Raw genomic sequence first — 15,807 nt, 5'->3', positions numbered from 1 at the left:
AACTGGCCGGCGGACGCGGTCTTCCCGGTCAGCTTCCCGCGGGCCTCGTCCGCCGGCGCAGTTCGATGACCGTCGCCACGGCACGCAGCCAGCGGGCGGCGGTGTCGTCGGCGGCGACACCGGCCGCCAGCTCGGTGCCGGCAGCCAGCCAGTCGCGTACGACAGCCGCCGCCTCCGGGCGCGGCAGCGGCTCGGCGAGCCCGGCGGCGTAGGCGAGGCCGCCGGCACGGACGGTGTCGGCGAGGAAGGCCACCGAGCGCGGCTGGGTGCCGAGGCGGTCGAGCAGCACGGCCGCGCCCGCGACGCCGTCGCCGAACAGGGCGGTGCGCCGGGGGCCGGGCGGTGCTGTGAGGCCGTAGCGGAGCAGGACGGAGATGTCGAGCCGGGCCAGCTCGTCGTCGGTGCGGTCCGGAGGGTGCGGGGCGGGGTTCGATGCGGGGTTCATGTTCCGGTGTCGGTGGTGTCGGCCGGCTCAGCGGACGGTGACGGTGTAGGTGACGCGCTCCGGCGCGGACTGCCGGTACGGTGCGGTCGACGCCGGCGCCGGGGTGCCGCCGCCGTCCTCGTCGCAGGTGGTGGCGAACGTGCAGTGGGTCAGCACGATCCGGGTGCTGCCCTTGCCGGTGGCCTCGAAGGTGAAGGTGAGGCTGCTGCCGGCGCCGTCCATGTGCTTGGCGCGGGAGCCCTGAGTGCTGTGCTGCTCGCGCTCGCGGACCACGGCGGCGTCGGGCCTGGGGTCGGAGAGGTACCAGTGCTCACGGGTGGAGGCGTTCTGGTGGACGGTGAGCGTGAAGCGCTCCCCGACCTTCGCGCTGATGCGGGGGCTGCCGGTGGGGTGGGCGACGGTGGCGGGCTCGTCGGTGCCGGACCCGCAGCCCGCGACGAGCGTGAGCAGCGCGACCGCCAGGGCGGCGCCGCCCGCCGCCCTGCCCCGACGCAGGACGCTGCGCCTACTTGGCCGTCGGGATGTACACGCTGTACGCGTCGTTGAGTCCACTGTCCGCTGCCTTGCCCATGTGTCCGTTGATGAAGTCGTTCTCGCTGACCCAGGTCGTCGTGCCCCAGGGGTTGTAGACCTGCAGCTTGTCGCCCTCCTGGGCGATGATGGTCATCGCGTGGGCGCCGTCCTTGCCCTGGACGTCGACGGGGACCGGGCGGCCGTCCGCGACCGCCTTCTCGACATCGGTCAGCACCGCCTTGCGGTCGGCGGCGCCCCCCAGGTCGTGGCGCTGGTAGTCGTCGCCGGTGGCGGCGCCGATGGTGCTGTCGTCGATGTGCTCCTGCCCGTCGGGGCCCATGCCCTCCCAGTGGTCGCCGCCGTGGCCCTCCGTGTGCAGCCGGTGCTGTTCGGCCACCAGGCGCCGCTTGAAGGCCCCGGCGTCGTCCTCCTGCCCGCTGGGGCCGCCCGTCAGGCCGAGGGCGTAGAGGGGGTCGACGATGGCGCGGGCGGTGACGGTGGACGAGGCCACACAGGTGCCCTCCTTGCCGTCGCCGCCCTGGATCCACCGCTGCCCGTCGAAGGTGACGTAGTCCTTGTTGTTGTTGGAGCCGTCGGACGCCAGGCCCTCGTCGTCCATGCTGTCCACCTCGGTGACGACCGGCGTGAGATGCCTGCGCAGCCACTCCGGGTCGTGGCCCTGGATCTTGCCCTGGAACTGCTCGATCTCCGCCACGCTGTGCCCGGCGGCCAGGGCCTTCATCAGATACGCCCGCTCCTGCGGGCTGTCCGACCCGGCCAGCATCCGGTCCATGGCGGCCCGGTCGGCGGCGCTCAGCCCGTCCATGCGCCGGCCGGCGCGATCCAGGTCGTGCGCGGTGAGGATCTCGTTCAGCACGGGGTCGCCGTCGACGGAGCTGGTCTCGGCCAGTATCAGCTTGTCGACGGCGGTCAGGTTGCCGATGCCCAGCTTGCGCATGCGGGCCTCGGCGGTCCACCTGTTCAGGTCCCTGGCGACGGCGTGGGCAGCGTCATCGGCGGCGATCGCGGCCTTGTGCATGTCGTCGGCGCCCAGGGAGGCGAGGGAACGGGCCTTCAGCCGGACGGCCTCCTCGTCGTCGTCCTCGTAGAGGTCGTCGAACCAGCCGTCCTTGCTGCCGAGTATCCCGAGTGCCTCGCGCAGCGTCTCCCGTCCGTCGCTGTCCTGGCTCTGGGCGTCCTTGAGGGCGTCGGCGAACGTGAGCAGCGCCTGTCCGCCGCCGTAGCAGGCCCGGTCCACCGCGTTGACGGCCCGCCGGCGGCGGCCACCGCGTCCGAGGCGAGAACACTCGTGTTCCCGGCCCAGACGTCCGGCAGGCCTTTTTTGGCCACCCGGTCGACGCGCTTGTAGAGGTCCTCCAGGTCCTGCTTCTGGTACAGCTTGCCCAGGGACTCCAGGGTCGCCGTGTTGCCGACCGGGGCGGAGACGGCGAGCGCGTCGTTGATGGCGTCGATCAGGTCGTTCTTGCTGTCGGCGCCGGCAATCGTCTTGCACAGCTCGCCCAGCCGCGTGCGGCGGTCGCCCGTGGACTCGGTCATCGCCGGCCCCCTCAGTAACCGGCCAGCGCCGACGGGCGATCGGCGTGGGCGGGCATGGTGCTGATGAGGTTGCTGTCCCCGACGGCCACGCTGTGGACGCTCGTGCCGACGAGGCTGTCGCTGCCGTGGTACGCGCCCTTCGACAGCCGTACCTTGCCGGCGAGTTCGTGCAGCGCCGACTCCAGGGCCTTGACCTCCGCCTCCCAGGCGGCGGCGTACGCGTTGAACGCCGCGGCGGCGTCCGGGCCGCCGAGCGCGTCGTCCATGTAGCACATGCCGGGCTGGATGGCCTCGCGGATCTTCCCGGCGTCGTCGCCCGCGGCGTCCAGTTCGTTCGCCTGTCCGGACATCCCGGACTTCACCGTGTAGCCGTCCGAAGACGCGCCCATCAGGCTCCCCCATTGCAATGATCACAACTGCGGGGGAGGCTAACACGCGACAGTTGGCGGAAAGTCGTGGGCCACAGGCCCTGCACCAAGCCGACACACCCTCCCCGCCACGCCGCCGTGACGTCACACCAGGAGAGCGACCAGCATGTCAGCCCCCGCAGACCGCAAGCACCGCGTGGTGACCGCCTTCCAGCGGCACATCGCCAACCCGCTCAACCGGCGGCTGCCGTTCCAGACCCTTCTGGAGACGACGGGCCGCAGTTCCGGCCTGCCCCGGCAGACCCCGGTGGGCGGCCGCAGGGTCGGCGACTCCTTCTGGCTGGTCTCCGAGTTCGGCCACAAGTCCCAGTACGTCCGCAACATCCAGGCCGACCCGAGGGTCCGCGTCCGCGTCGCCGGCCGCTGGCACCACGGCACCGCCCACCTCCTCCCCGACGACGACCCGGTGGCCCGCCTGCGCACCCTGCCCCGCTTCAACAGCGCGGCGGTACGGGCGTTCGGCACGGATCTGCTGACGGTGCGGGTGGATCTGGAGGTCTGAGCCGGCCTGGAGGGATCCTTTCCTCTCACCCCGGCCAGACGATCGCCTGCACCTCGCTGTACGCGTGCAGGGCGTACGAGCCCACGTCGCGGCCCACGCCGCTCTTCTTGAAGCCGCCGAACGGGGCCTCCATGTTGCGGCCGACGGTGTTGATGCCGACGCCGCCGGCGCGCAGCTGACGGGCCACCCGGAAGGCCCGGGCCACGTCGCCGGACCAGACGTAGTCGATGAGGCCGTACTCGGAGTCGTTGGCGAGGGCGATCCCCTCCTCCTCGTCGTCGAACGGGACCACCACGACGACCGGCCCGAAGATCTCCTCCCGGACCACCCGCATGTCGCTGGTGCAGTCGGCGAGGAGGGTCGGCGCCACATAGAAGCCGCTGTCGCACGGCGGCCGTTCACCGCCCGTGACCACCGACGCGCCCTCCTTCCGGCCGAGCTCGACGTACGACTCGACCCGCGCCCGGTGCTCGGCCGAGATCACCGGCCCGACGACCGTGTCCGCCTCCCGGGGATCACCGACCTTCAACCGGCGGGCGTATGCCGCCAGTTGCTCCACCAGCCGCTCGTACACGCCGCGCTGGGCCAGCACCCGGGTCGGTGCCGTGCAGATCTGCCCGCTGTAGAAGGAGAACGTCGTACCGATACCGGCGACGGCGGAGGCCATGTCCGCGTCGTCGAACACGAGCGCCGCGCCCTTGCCGCCCAGCTCCATCAGCTGGCGTTTCATGTCCCGCCCGCACACCTCGGCGATCCGCCGGCCGACGGCCGTGGAGCCGGTGAAGCTGACCATGTCGACGTCGGGGGACGCGACGGCGGCCTCCCCGACCTCCGTGGAACGCCCGGAGACGACGTTCACCACCCCGGGCGGTGCCCCGGCCGCCTGCAGCGCCTCCGCCATCCGGTACACGGACAGCGGATCCTGCGGGGCGGGCTTCACGACCACCGTGTTGCCCATGGCGAGGGCGGGCGCGACCTTGCCGGCCGGGTTGGCCCACGGGTTGTTGTAGGAGGTGACGCAGGTGACGACGCCGACCGGCTGCCGTACCGCCAGGGCGCCCATCACGGCGGCCCGCCCCATCGGCCCGGCCTCGTTGATCTGCGGCGCGATCGCCCACTCGGCGGGCTCCACGCTCGCGTACCGGCGGAACCGGGCGGCGGCCACCCCGACCTGCATCGCCCGGGCGGTCCCGGTGGTAGCGCCGGTCTCCGCGCGGGCCAGCTCGGTGTACGGATCCATCCGGTCACGGATGATGCCGGCCGCCCGGCCCAGCACCGCCGCCCGCTCCTCGGGCCGGGTCCGCGACCACGCCCCGAGCGCCTCCCGGGCCGCCGCGCAGGCCGCCCGCGCCTGCTCCGGCGAGGCCTCCGGAGCCCAGCCGACGGTCTCCTCGGTGGCCGGGTCGGTCACCGGGTAGTGCCCGCCGTCCGGCTCCACCCAGGCCCCGCCGACGAACAGCCGCCGCGCGTCGCTCACCGGGTGCTCACCGTCCGCGTGTCGGTCCCCGACCGCAGCACCCGGCCCGGTACGGCCCCGGTCACCACGTCGTCCCGGATCGCCTCGACGCCGTTGACCCACACGGCCCGCACCCCGATCGCCCGGGAGTCCAGGCGGGGACTGTCACCCGGCAGGTCGTGCACCAGCCGCGCCTGCCCGGCGTCGATCCGCTCCGGGTCGAGGAGGACCAGGTCGGCATGCCAGCCCTCCTGGATCCGGCCGCGCTCCCGCAGCCCGAACAGCCGCGCCGGATCGTCGGTCAGCATCTGCACGGCACGCTCCAGGCCGACCAGCCTGCGGCCGCGCAGACAGTCCCCGAGGAACCGGGTGGTGTACGGCGCCCCGCACATGCGGTCCAGGTGCGCGCCCGCGTCGGAGCCGCCGAGCAGTACGTCCTCGTGCTGCCAGGTCTCGGCGCGCAGCGCCCAGGACGCCGGGTCGTTGTCGGTGGGCATCGGCCACAGCACCGTACGGAGGTCGTCGTTGGCGCAGATCTCCACCAGACAGGCGAAGGGCTCCTGCCCGCGTTCGGCCGCGATGTCCCCGACCACCCTGCCGGTGAGTCCGTGGTTGGCCTCGCTGTAGGTGTCCCCGATGACGTACCGGCCGAAGTTCGCCAGCCGCCGGAAGACGCCCGCCTCCTTCGACCGGGCCCGTCCCAGCATCTGCTCCCGCACGGCGGGGTCCCGCAGCCGGGCGATCCGCTCCGGCACCGGCAGCCCGAGGACCGGCCCCCACCCCGGGATCAGGTTGAGGGCGCAGAACGTGCCCAGGGACATGTTCATCGGCGTGAGGATGGGCATGGTGAGCGCCACCACCCGCCCGCCGGCCTTCCGGGCCCGCTCACTCGCGCTGAGCTGCCGCGGCACCCGCTCCGGTACGGCCGCGTCGACGGTGAGCACGTTCCAGTTGAGCGGCCGCCCGGCCACCGCGCTCATCTCCACGAGCAGGTCGATCTCGTCGTCGTCGAACTGGTCCAGGCAGCCGGCGACGATCGCCTCGATCTGGGTCCCCTCGTGCTCGCCGACGGCGCGGGAGAGGGCCAGCAGCTCCTCCGGCCGCGCGTGCCGGGAGGCGACGGGCCGCCCGTCCCCGTCGGAGTGGGTGGACGACTGGGTGGTGGACAGCCCCCAGGCCCCGGCGTCCATGGCCTCGTGCAACAGCCCCACGATCCGGTTCAGCTGCTCCTCGGTGGGCTGCCCGCCGACCGCGTCCGGCCCCATCACGTGCCGCCGCAGGGCGCAGTGCCCGACCATGAACCCCGCGTTGACGGCGATCCGCCCCTCCAGGGCGTCCAGGTACTCCCCGAAGGAGTGCCAGCTCCAGGGCGCCCCCTCCTCCAGCGCCACCAGGGACATCCCCTCCACCTTGGACATCATGCGGCGCGTGTAGTCGGCGTCCTCGGGACGGGCGGGGTTGAGCGGCGCGAGGGTGAATCCGCAGTTCCCGGCGGCGACCGTCGTCACCCCGTGGTTGAGGGACGGGGTGGCGTACGGGTCCCAGAAGAGCTGGGCGTCGTAGTGGGTGTGGGGGTCGACGAAGCCGGGGGTGAGGACGAGGCCGGCGGCGTCCTCGGTGGTGCGGGAGGCTTCGGTGATCCGGCCGACGCGGGCGATACGGCCGTCCCGTACGCCGACGTCGGCGGTGCGGGCGGGCGCACCGGTCCCGTCGACGACGGTCGCCCCGCGGATGACGTGATCAAACATGCGGCAACTCCTTGAGACACGTGCGGGATGCCTGCCTGAGGGGCGCGGGGCTGTATCGATGTGCGGCTCCGCCGCGCGGGCACGACCAGCCACGCACAACCCGCGCCCCGCAGCGGCGCTTACGAGGCGACCGCTGCCCGGAACCGCGAAGTCCGGTGGACCGGATCCGTGTCGATCCTGGGAATCACGTGCTCCCCGATCAGCCGGATCGTCTGCAGCGTCTCCTCCTTCGGCACTCCGACCGGCAACCCGAAGCTCAGCTGGTCCGCCCCCGCCTGCTCCCACCGCTTGCACTGCCGCAGCACCTCGTCCGGATCGCCGCAGATCAGCAGCTCCTCCTCGACGAGCAGCTCCACGAACTCCGGCGTGTACCGGGGCAGCGTCTCCGGCCACACGGGGAAGCCCTCGGGCCGGGGGAAGGTGTCGTGGTACCGGAAGACCAGCGAGGGCAGATAGTGCAGCCCTCCGTTGACCGCGATCTCGATCGCCTCCGCGTGCGTCGGCGCACAGATCGCGGTCGTCGTCACCATCACGTTGTCGTTGACGAAGTCCCCCGCCGGCTCCGCGTTCACGACCGCCGTCTTGTACTGCTCCAGCACCCACTCCATGTCGGAGACCTTCTGGATGCTGAAGCCGAGCACACCGAGCCCCTTCTTCGCGGCCATGGCGTACGACGGCGGCGACCCGGCCGCGTACCACATCGCCGGGTGCGACTTCCCGTACGGCTTGGGCAGGACCTTGCGCGGCGGCAGCTGCCAGTGCTTGCCCTGGAAGCCGGCGTACTCGTCCTGGAGCCACATCTTCGGGAACTCGGCGATCGTCTCCTCCCAGATCTCCTTGGTGTAGTTCATGTCGGTCACACCCGGTATGAACCCGAGGATCTCGTGGCTGCCGGCGCCCCGTCCGCTGCCGAACTCGAAGCGCCCCTCGCTGAGGTGGTCCAGCATGGCGACCTTCTCGGCGACCTTCACCGGGTGGTTGACCTGGGCCAGGGGGTTGAAGATCCCCGATCCCAGATGGATCCGCTCCGTGGCGTGCGCCAGGTACCCCAGGAACACGTCGTTGGCCGACAGGTGCGAGTACTCCTCCAGGAAGTGGTGCTCGGAGGCCCAGGCGTACTTGAAGCCGGACTTGTCCGCCTGGATGACGTACTCGGTCTCCTCCATCAGCGCCTTGTGCTCGGCCAGCGGGTCGGTCTCGGCGCGCTTGCCCACGTATCCCTGTACAAAGAGCCCGAATTCCAAGGCGGTTCACCTTCCCCAGCTTTTCTGACGCCTCGTCAGATATCGTCTGTCGGCCGACTGTCGCACCGAGGACCAGGAGCGTCAATAGCTGACGATGAGTCAGATGACGGAGACGCCCGCGAGCCAACCGCCGTCGATCACGAACGGCTGCCCGGTGATGTACGACGAATCCTGCGAGGTGAGGAACAGCGCCAGCCGGGCCACCTCCTCCGGCCGCCCGACCCGCCCGAGCGGCACGAGCTTGCGGTACAGCTCGTCCAGCGCCCGGCTCATCTCCTCCGGGTCGGCGTCCGGGTCCAGCCGGGCCGGGTTGGACATCGGGGTGTCGATGGCGCCCGGGCAGATCGCGTTCACGCGGATCCCCCGCCCGGCCAGCTCCAGCGCGGCCACCCGGGTCAGCCCCAGCACGGCGTGCTTGGTGGCGGCATAGGTCCCCACGGCCGCCATGCCGGTCATGGCCGTGTAGGAGGCGGTGTTCACGATGGTCCCCCCGTCGGCCATCTGTGGCACCACCGCCTTCATCCCCAGGAAACAGCCGACCTGGTTGACCTGTACGACCTGCATGAACTCGTCCAGCGGGGTGTCCACGAGGGCGTTGAACCGCAGGATGCCCGCGTTGTTCACCAGCCCGTCGACGCGCCCGTACGCCTCCTTGACGACTCCGACCGCTTCCCGCCAGCCCTCCTCGGTGCCGACGTCGAGATGGACGTACAGCGCGCCTATCTCCTTGGCCAGGGCCTCCCCCTGGTCGTCCAGCACATCGGCGACGACCACCCGCGCGCCCTCCGCCCGGAACAGCCGCGCCTCCTGCTCGCCCTGTCCGCGCGCCGCCCCGGTGACGATGACGACCCGCCCGTCCAGCTTGCCCATGGACTCCTCCTCAGTTCAGCCGGGGCGCGACCTCCGCCCCGAACAGCCCGATCTGCTCGACGAGTTCGGCCCGGCTCCGGCTGCGGAACCGCACCTGGACCTGGTCCACGCCCATCGCCCGGTAGGCCCGCAGCGACTCGGCGATCTCCTCCGGCGGCCCGGTGAGGGTCCGCCGCCCGACGTCCCAGCCGGCCCGCCCGACGTACAGCGGCTCGGCGATCGCGCCCACGGTGAACGGCGCCTCGACCCCGGCCTGTTCACGCAGCTGCCGCAGTCGGGCGATCTGGGCGGGCAACCGGTCCCGCGGATCCCCCTGCGGCAGCCAGCCGTCGCCCTTCAGCGCGGCCCGGCGCACGGCGGCGGGAGAGGAGCCGCCGACCCAGAGCGGGACACAGGCCTGTGCGGGCCGGGGCCGCTGGCCGAGCCCGGCGAAGTCGTAGGCCTTCCCGTGGTGCTCGGGGAACTCCTCCGGACCGAGCGCGGCCCGCAGCGCGTCGACCACCTCGTCCAGCACGGCCCCCCGCCGCTCGAAGTCGGCCCCGAGCACCTCGAACTCCTCCCGCACGTGCCCGGCCCCGACCCCGAGGACCAGCCGGCCGCCGGAGAGGTGGTCGAGGGTGGCGTACTGCTTGGCGGTGACGAGGGGGTGCCGCAGCCCCACCACGGCCACATGGCTGAGCAGCCGGACGCGCTCGGTCACGGCGGCGAGGTGGGCGAGGGTGGCGACGGGGTCGTACCAGACCGTCCCCATGGCCGGGGCGAGCCGGCGCGGCACGGCCACGTGGTCGCAGCAGGCGAGATAGTCGAACCCGGCACCCTCCACGGCCCGGGCGACGGCCACCAGGTCCGCGGGCCCGGCCCCGGCCTCCCAGCCCTCCGCGAACAGGGCGCTCTGCGCCTGGACGGGCAGCTGGATGCCGTACGCCAGGGTGCTCACCGCCACAGCCCTTCCGGGGTGAGCCCCAGCAGCTCGATGGCGTTCCCGCGCACGATCCGCTCGACCACGTCCCCGGCCAGATGTCCCATCTGCGCCTCGCCGACCTCGCGGGACTTCGGCCAGGTGGAGTCGGAGTGCGGGTAGTCGGTCTCGTACAGGACGTTGCCGACCCCGATGGCGTCCAGGCTCCTGAGCCCGAAGGCGTCGTCGAAGAAGCAGCCGTAGACGTGCCCGGCGAACAGCTCGGACGGCGGCCGGGTGACCTTGCCGGCGACCCCGCCCCACCCCCGGTTCTCCTCCCACACCACGTCGGCCCGTTCGAGGATGTACGGAATCCACCCGATCTGCCCCTCGGCGTACATGACCCTGAGGTTCGGGAACCGCTCGAACTTCCCGCTCATCAGCCAGTCGACCATCGAGAAGCAGCAGTTGGCGAAGGTGATGGTGGAGCCGACGGCGGGAGGGGCGTCGGCGGAGGTGGAGGGCATCCGGCTGCTGGAGCCGATGTGCATGGCGACGACCGTGCCGGTCTCGTCGCAGGCCGCGAGGAACGGGTCCCAGTCGTCGGTGTGGACGGAGGGCAGGCCCAGGTGCGGCGGTATCTCGGAGAAGGCGACGGCCCGCACGCCACGCTCGGCGTTGCGCCGCACCTCGGCCGCGGCCAGCTCGGCGTCCCAGAGGGGAATGAGGGTGAGCGGTATGAGCCGGCCGTGCGCGTCCGGCCCGCACCACTCCTCCACCATCCAGTCGTTGTAGGCGCGGACACAGAGCAGCGCGAGGTCCTTGTCCGCCGCCTCCGTGAAGGTCTGGCCGCAGAAGCGGGGGAAGGTGGGGAAGCAGAGCGCGGACTGGACGTGGTTGACGTCCATGTCGGCGAGCCGGGCGGTCACGTCGTACGACCCCGCCCGCATCTGCTCGTAGGTGATGACCTCCAGCTTGACCTCGTCCCTGGCGCACCCGACGGCGGTGTCGAGCCGGGTGAGGGGCCGCTGGAGGTCCTCGTACACCCACCAGTCACCGACGGGCCCGTCGCTGCTGCCGGGTGCGCCCATCACCGGTTTGAACCGCCCGCCCAGGAAGGTCATCTCCTGCAGCGGAGCGCGCACGATCCGGGGCCCGACGTCGAGGTACTTCCCCGGCAACCGGTCCTGCCAGACGGTGGCGGGCTCCACGGTGTGGTCGTCGACGGAGATGATCAGCGGGAACTGTGTGGTCTCCATGGCCTCACGGTAGCGCCGATCTGACGACCCGTCAGCTACTGCTGCCGGGCCGATGGCTTGCGAAGAGGGTGTGAGGGGTTTGTGTACCGCGAAGCGCCGCCCTGTGATCGACGCCTCCCCCGGCTGACGGAACCGGCCCGAACAAGGCAAACTGACGGGGTTGTTCGTGATGCCGAGGGGGACGAACGCATGGATGGTGGGCCGCGAGTGCCTGAGCAGCGGCGTCCCGGCTCCGTGACCGTCACGGGCCAGGAGGCGCTGCGGTTCGGCGTGCTCGGTCCGGTGCGGGCCTGGCGCGGTGAGGAGCAGCTCAGCACGGGCTCCCCCCAGCAGCGCGCCCTGCTGGCCGCCCTGCTGCTGCGCGAGGGCCGTACGGCGACGGCACCGGAGCTGATCGACGCGGTGTGGGGCAGCGAACCCCCGTCGCAGGCGCTGGCGGCGGTGCGTACGTACGCGTCCAGGTTGCGGAAGATCCTGGACCCCGGTGTGCTGGTCAGCGAGTCCGGCGGCTACGCGGTGCGTTCACCGGGCGAGGGCGCGCTGGACCTGGCGGTCGCGCAGGACCTGGCGGCACAGACGGAGAAGGCACGGGCGGCCGGCGACCTGTGCCGGGCCCGGGAGCTGCTGAACCGGGCCCTCTCCCTCTGGGACGGCGAGGCCCTGGCCGGCGTCCCCGGCCCGTACGCCGAGGCCCAGCGGGTCCGCCTGGAGGAGTGGCGCCTCGGCCTGCTGGAGTCCCGCCTGGACATGGACCTGGAACAGGGCTGCCACGCGGAGGCGGTGTCGGAACTGACGGCGCTCACGGCGGCGCACCCGCTCCGGGAACGGCTGCGCGAGCTGCTGATGCTGGCGCTGTACAGGAGCGGGAGGCAGGCGGAGGCGCTGGCGGTCTACGCCGACACCCGCCGCCTCCTGGCCGAGGAACTGGGCGTGGACCCGCGCCCGGGCCTGCGGGAACTGCAGCAACGCATCCTCCAGGCCGACCCGGCGCTGGCGGAGCCGTCGGCCCCGGCGACGGAACCCGCGTCGGTCCCGGTCCGCCCGGCCCAGCTCCCCGCCTCGGTCACCGACTTCACGGGCCGCTCGTCCCTCGTGTCCGAACTGAGCGAGGTGCTGGCGTCGGCGTCCCCGGACGCCGGGGGCCGGGTGATGGCGGTCTCGGCACTGGCCGGCATCGGCGGCGTCGGCAAGACGACCCTGGCGGTGCACGTGGCCCACCGGGCACGGGCGGTCTTCCCCGACGGCCAGCTGTACGTCGACCTGCAGGGCGCAGGCCCCCGCCCGGCGGAGCCCGAGACCGTCCTCGGCTCCTTCCTGCGCGCCCTGGGCACGGCGGACTCGGCGATCCCCGACTCCCTGGACGAACGGGCGGCCCTGTACCGCTCGGTCCTGGACGACCGCCGGGTCCTGGTGCTGCTGGACAACGCGAAGGACGCGGCACAGGTACGCCCGCTGCTCCCCGGCACGGAGGGCTGCGCGGCACTCGTGACCTCCCGGGTCCGCATGGTCGACCTGGCCGGGGCCCACCTGGTGGACCTGGACGTGATGTCCCCGGAGGAGGCCCTCGCCCTCTTCACGAGGATCGTGGGCGAGGAGCGGGTGGCGGCGGAGCGTGAGTCCGCCCTGGACGTCGTCGCGGCCTGCGGCTTCCTCCCGCTGGCGATCCGCATCGCGGCCTCCCGGCTCGCCGCCCGCCGCACCTGGACGGTCTCGGTCCTGGCGGCGAAGCTCGCGGACGAGCGCCGCCGCCTGGACGAACTGCAGGCCGGTGACCTGGCGGTCAAGGCCACCTTCGAGCTCGGCTACGGCCAGCTGGAGCCGCCCCAGGCGAGGGCGTTCCGGCTGCTCGGCCTGGCCGACGGCCCGGACATCTCCCTGGCGGCCGCGGCAGCGGTCCTGGACCTCCCGGTGGAGGAGACGGAGGACCTCCTCGAATCCCTGGTGGACACGTCCCTGCTGGAATCCGCAGCACCGGGCCGCTACCGCTTCCACGACCTGGTCCGGCTCTACGCGCGTGCGTGCGCGGAACGGGACGAACAGCCGCCCAGCGAACGGGAGGCCGCGATGTCCCGGCTGCTGGACTTCTATCTGGCTACGGCGGCGGGGGTCTATGCGATCGAGCGGCCGGGGGACCGGCTGGTGGACCACCTCGAGCCCACGCAGCACCCCGGCCTGTCCTTCGCCGATTCCAAGGCCGCTGTCGACTGGCTGCACGCCGAGGGCGACTGCCTGCTGGCCTGTGTTCGCCAGAGCGCCGGGCAGGGAATGCTGAGGCGGTCTGTTGATCTGCTGTGGGTGGCCAAGGACCTGACTGAATCCGGCGCGAACTCCCACCAGTACGAAACGACCGCTGTCGCCGTGCGGGACACGGCCCGTGACGCGGGCGACCAACGGGCGGAGGGCCGTGCGCGTACGGCGCTGACGAACGCACTGCTGGTCTCCGACAAATTCGGCCAGGCCGACGAGGAAGCCCGGCTGGCCATCCTGCTGGCACAGACCGCGGGCGATCTCGCACCCCGATGCTGGGCCCCCAACGACCGCGGGATCATCGCCCTCTACCAGGGCCGGAACGACGACGGCGAACGGCACCTGCAAGAGGCGATCACCAACTACCGTGCCGACGGGAATCTGCCGGGTGAAGCCAGCGCCTTGTGCAATCTGTCCCGTATCTACGTCAAACTCGGGCGGCTGGAAGGCGCTGTGGAGCTCGCGAGGCAGGGGCTGGCCATCTACGACCAGTTGGGTCTGACGCTGCGCGTCGCAAACGCCCGGCTCGCTCTGGGAATCGCGCTGAACGCCGCGGGTCGTGGCACCGAGGCGCTGGAGCAACTGCACGAGGCACTCCGGCTGTTCCAGGAGAACAGGCAGCGCCTCTGGGAGGGGACTGCCAACTTCCGTATCTCCGAGGCACACCTGGCGTCCGGCCAGTACGCCCTGGCGGCACGCCACGCCGAGCAGGCTCTCGCCCTTCAGGTCATCGGAGGTGATTGGATGCGAGCCAACGTGCTGACGACGCTGGGGCAAGCGCTCAACCGCCTAGGTCAAACGGACCGCGCACGCGCGTGCTGGCGTGAAGCTCTCGTCGAGCATGAGCGGTCAGGTGCCGCTGAGGCGGAACAGGTGAGGGCACTCCTCGCACCGGCCACCGCGGCCTGACGAACCGCCAGGCGTGACGTTCATTGTTTGTTTATCGCCACTCGCCATCCTCATGAGTGCCGGTTCGTCGCGGCGGGGGGCCAGACGAGACGGCACTTGGTCTCACCGTTAGGGTGACGGCCTCGAATTCCGTCCGGCGGCCCTCGGGGGAGTCGCCGGACGGATCAAACACCCTTTCAGGACGCGGACAGAAAGTTGCCGACGATGAGCGAGACCTCGAAGAAGAACGAGATCACCACCCTGGAGAACCACGCCGGCAACCCGGACGACGGCTCCACCACCAAGCCCCTGGAGAACCACGCCGGCAGCACGACGGGCAGCGAGACCATCAAGCCGCTCGAGAACCACGCCGGCCTGGTGGCGGGGGACATCCTGAAGCCCGCGGAGAACCACGCCGGCTCCGAGAAGGCGTAAGACCTCACTCACGACGGGGGACCGGCCGCGACGGCGCCGAGGGGGAGCCGTCGCGGCCGAGGTGTGTCCAGGGGCAGTCAGGTTCTGTGAACGCCGAGCGCGCACCACACCGTCTTGCCCTCCGCTCGAAGAAGGCCCCAGGGCGGACCCGTACTCCAGCCTCAAGGGCTGACCCCGCCCGGTTATCCACAGGCCATGCGGCAAGTCGTGGATTCTGCGATCTTGCCCGGGTGAAGCGGACGGAGTTGAGGGCGCTGGCGGACCGGGGTGTGCTGCTCACCTCACGTGCCGTGGAGGCCGGCTGGCCCCGGCGAAGCCTCACACGTGTGCTGCGGGCAGAGGGCTGGACCCGGCTGCGGCAGGGCGCCTGGGCCGAGCCGGGGCGGGACCCGGACCTGCTCACTCACCTCCGCGCCGTGCTGCTCCGCGAACCCCGGCTGATCGTGAGCCACGGTTCAGCGGCTGCCCTCTGGCGGGTCGAGATGCTCGGGGGCAGCCGCAAGGGGCCGCTGGAGTTCATCGACCCGCGGCTCACCATCCGGGGTGTGAGCGACGGCGTGCACGTACACCGGATACCGCTCAGCCCGAGGGACGTGGTGGAACGGCAGGGGTTACGGCTCACCAGCCCCACCCGCACGCTCGCCGACCTGCTCCGGCGCGGCCCCAGGGACGAGGCGATCGTCGCCGTGGACTCGGCGCTGACGTACCGCAGGGCCGGGCGGGTCCGTCGCGCACCGCTCACCAAGCTGGACGAGATCGCTGCGGCGCTTGAGACGACCTTGCAAGGGTCGGTCCGAGCCCGGAACTGGCTGCTCCTGGCCGACCCGCTCGCCGATTCCCCCGCCGAGACGGTTGCCCGACTGCGCATGTACGACGCCGATCTGCGCCCCGAGAGCCAGGCGGAGCTATGCACCCCCGACGGCAGTCGCCGCGTCGTCGACTTCCTGTTCCGGGCGGCGGGGCTGGCGGTGGAGATCGAGGGGTACGCCTACCACGGAACTCGGGACGCCCATCGAAGGGACGTCGCCCGCTTCAACCAGATCCTGAGGTGTCCGGAGATCCGCAGCCTCCTGCGCTTCAGCGCCGAGGACGTTTTCCACCGCCCTGAGTACATGGCCGAGGAGATCAGGGCCACCCTGGCTGCTCTGGCCGGCGATTCCCCGTGACCGCAGGTCCCGCCCGGTCGGCTGGTTGGGGGGATCGCAGCTCTCGAAGGTCGGCCTGGCGGCGCGGGGTCCTGGCAGCTGAGGGCCCCGAAGGCGGGACGGCGGAGGTTGGCATCTTTGGGCGCTCTCGTCCTCAATGGACGGCGGGTCA

General features: G+C 71.9%; 14 protein-coding genes. 4 read left to right on the top strand and 10 right to left on the bottom strand.

Going from position 1 to position 15,807, the window contains the following annotated elements:
- Window positions 1–28: 28 nt before the first annotated feature.
- The 4 genes from ACZ7HQ_RS20020 to ACZ7HQ_RS20005 form a co-directional block, all read right to left on the bottom strand.
- Window positions 29–445, bottom strand: coding sequence for a hypothetical protein (locus ACZ7HQ_RS20020; protein WP_470991272.1), 417 nt, complete (start codon window positions 443–445; stop codon window positions 29–31).
- A gap of 27 nt (window positions 446–472) precedes the next feature.
- A complete protein-coding gene (locus tag ACZ7HQ_RS20015) occupies window positions 473–997 on the bottom strand; it encodes a protease inhibitor I42 family protein (RefSeq protein ID WP_470991270.1) in 525 nt (174 codons plus the stop codon).
- Window positions 951–2,216, bottom strand: coding sequence for a peptidoglycan-binding protein (locus ACZ7HQ_RS20010; protein WP_470991268.1), 1,266 nt, complete (start codon window positions 2,214–2,216; stop codon window positions 951–953). Before ACZ7HQ_RS20010 ends, ACZ7HQ_RS20015 begins: the two co-directional genes overlap by 47 nt.
- Window positions 2,217–2,526: 310 nt before the next feature.
- Window positions 2,527–2,904 carry a hypothetical protein gene (locus ACZ7HQ_RS20005; protein ID WP_470991266.1) on the bottom strand — a complete coding sequence of 126 codons (378 nt, stop codon included), beginning with the start codon at window positions 2,902–2,904 and terminating at the stop codon, window positions 2,527–2,529.
- Window positions 2,905–3,049: 145 nt separating this feature from the next.
- Here ACZ7HQ_RS20005 and ACZ7HQ_RS20000 point away from each other — a divergent pair, with 145 nt between their 5' ends.
- The gene (locus ACZ7HQ_RS20000; protein WP_470991264.1) at window positions 3,050–3,445 is read left to right on the top strand and encodes a nitroreductase/quinone reductase family protein; all 396 of its coding nucleotides are present in this window, start codon (window positions 3,050–3,052) and stop codon (window positions 3,443–3,445) included.
- Between the two features lie 25 nt (window positions 3,446–3,470).
- Here the strand turns inward: ACZ7HQ_RS20000 and ACZ7HQ_RS19995 are convergent, their stop codons facing one another.
- From ACZ7HQ_RS19995 to ACZ7HQ_RS19970, 6 genes are all read right to left on the bottom strand, one after another.
- Entirely contained in the window at window positions 3,471–4,922 is a 1,452-nt protein-coding gene (locus ACZ7HQ_RS19995; RefSeq protein WP_470991262.1) for an aldehyde dehydrogenase family protein, read from the bottom strand.
- Complete coding sequence (locus ACZ7HQ_RS19990; protein WP_470991260.1) at window positions 4,919–6,649, bottom strand: N-acyl-D-amino-acid deacylase family protein; 1,731 nt, start codon at window positions 6,647–6,649, stop codon at window positions 4,919–4,921. The genes ACZ7HQ_RS19995 and ACZ7HQ_RS19990 overlap by 4 nt, the downstream gene beginning before the upstream one ends.
- Window positions 6,650–6,768: 119 nt before the next feature.
- Window positions 6,769–7,893, bottom strand: coding sequence for an LLM class flavin-dependent oxidoreductase (locus ACZ7HQ_RS19985; protein ID WP_470991258.1), 1,125 nt, complete (start codon window positions 7,891–7,893; stop codon window positions 6,769–6,771).
- Window positions 7,894–7,992: 99 nt separating this feature from the next.
- The gene (locus ACZ7HQ_RS19980; RefSeq protein WP_470991256.1) at window positions 7,993–8,763 is read right to left on the bottom strand and encodes an SDR family NAD(P)-dependent oxidoreductase; all 771 of its coding nucleotides are present in this window, start codon (window positions 8,761–8,763) and stop codon (window positions 7,993–7,995) included.
- Between the two features lie 10 nt (window positions 8,764–8,773).
- Window positions 8,774–9,691, bottom strand: coding sequence for an LLM class F420-dependent oxidoreductase (locus ACZ7HQ_RS19975; RefSeq protein ID WP_470992232.1), 918 nt, complete (start codon window positions 9,689–9,691; stop codon window positions 8,774–8,776).
- A gap of 5 nt (window positions 9,692–9,696) precedes the next feature.
- Window positions 9,697–10,920, bottom strand: coding sequence for an amidohydrolase family protein (locus tag ACZ7HQ_RS19970; RefSeq protein ID WP_470991254.1), 1,224 nt, complete (start codon window positions 10,918–10,920; stop codon window positions 9,697–9,699).
- A gap of 189 nt (window positions 10,921–11,109) precedes the next feature.
- On the opposite strand from ACZ7HQ_RS19970, the gene afsR reads away from it, so the two are divergent.
- The 3 genes from afsR to ACZ7HQ_RS19955 all read left to right on the top strand — a co-directional run bounded on the left by afsR (window position 11,110) and on the right by ACZ7HQ_RS19955 (window position 15,656).
- Entirely contained in the window at window positions 11,110–14,076 is a 2,967-nt protein-coding gene (afsR, locus tag ACZ7HQ_RS19965; RefSeq protein ID WP_470991252.1) for an SARP-family global regulator AfsR, read from the top strand.
- Between the two features lie 204 nt (window positions 14,077–14,280).
- On the top strand, window positions 14,281–14,490 hold the full coding sequence (locus ACZ7HQ_RS19960) for a hypothetical protein (protein ID WP_470991250.1): 210 nt from the start codon (window positions 14,281–14,283) through the stop codon (window positions 14,488–14,490).
- 230 nt (window positions 14,491–14,720) lie between these two features.
- On the top strand, window positions 14,721–15,656 hold the full coding sequence (locus ACZ7HQ_RS19955) for a hypothetical protein (RefSeq protein WP_470991248.1): 936 nt from the start codon (window positions 14,721–14,723) through the stop codon (window positions 15,654–15,656).
- Window positions 15,657–15,807: the final 151 nt, after the last annotated feature.

The organism is Streptomyces sp. NPDC037290 (genome assembly GCF_055603245.1).
Note: the sequence above shows the minus strand (reverse complement) of the source record. Positions and strands in the feature narration are given on the sequence as shown.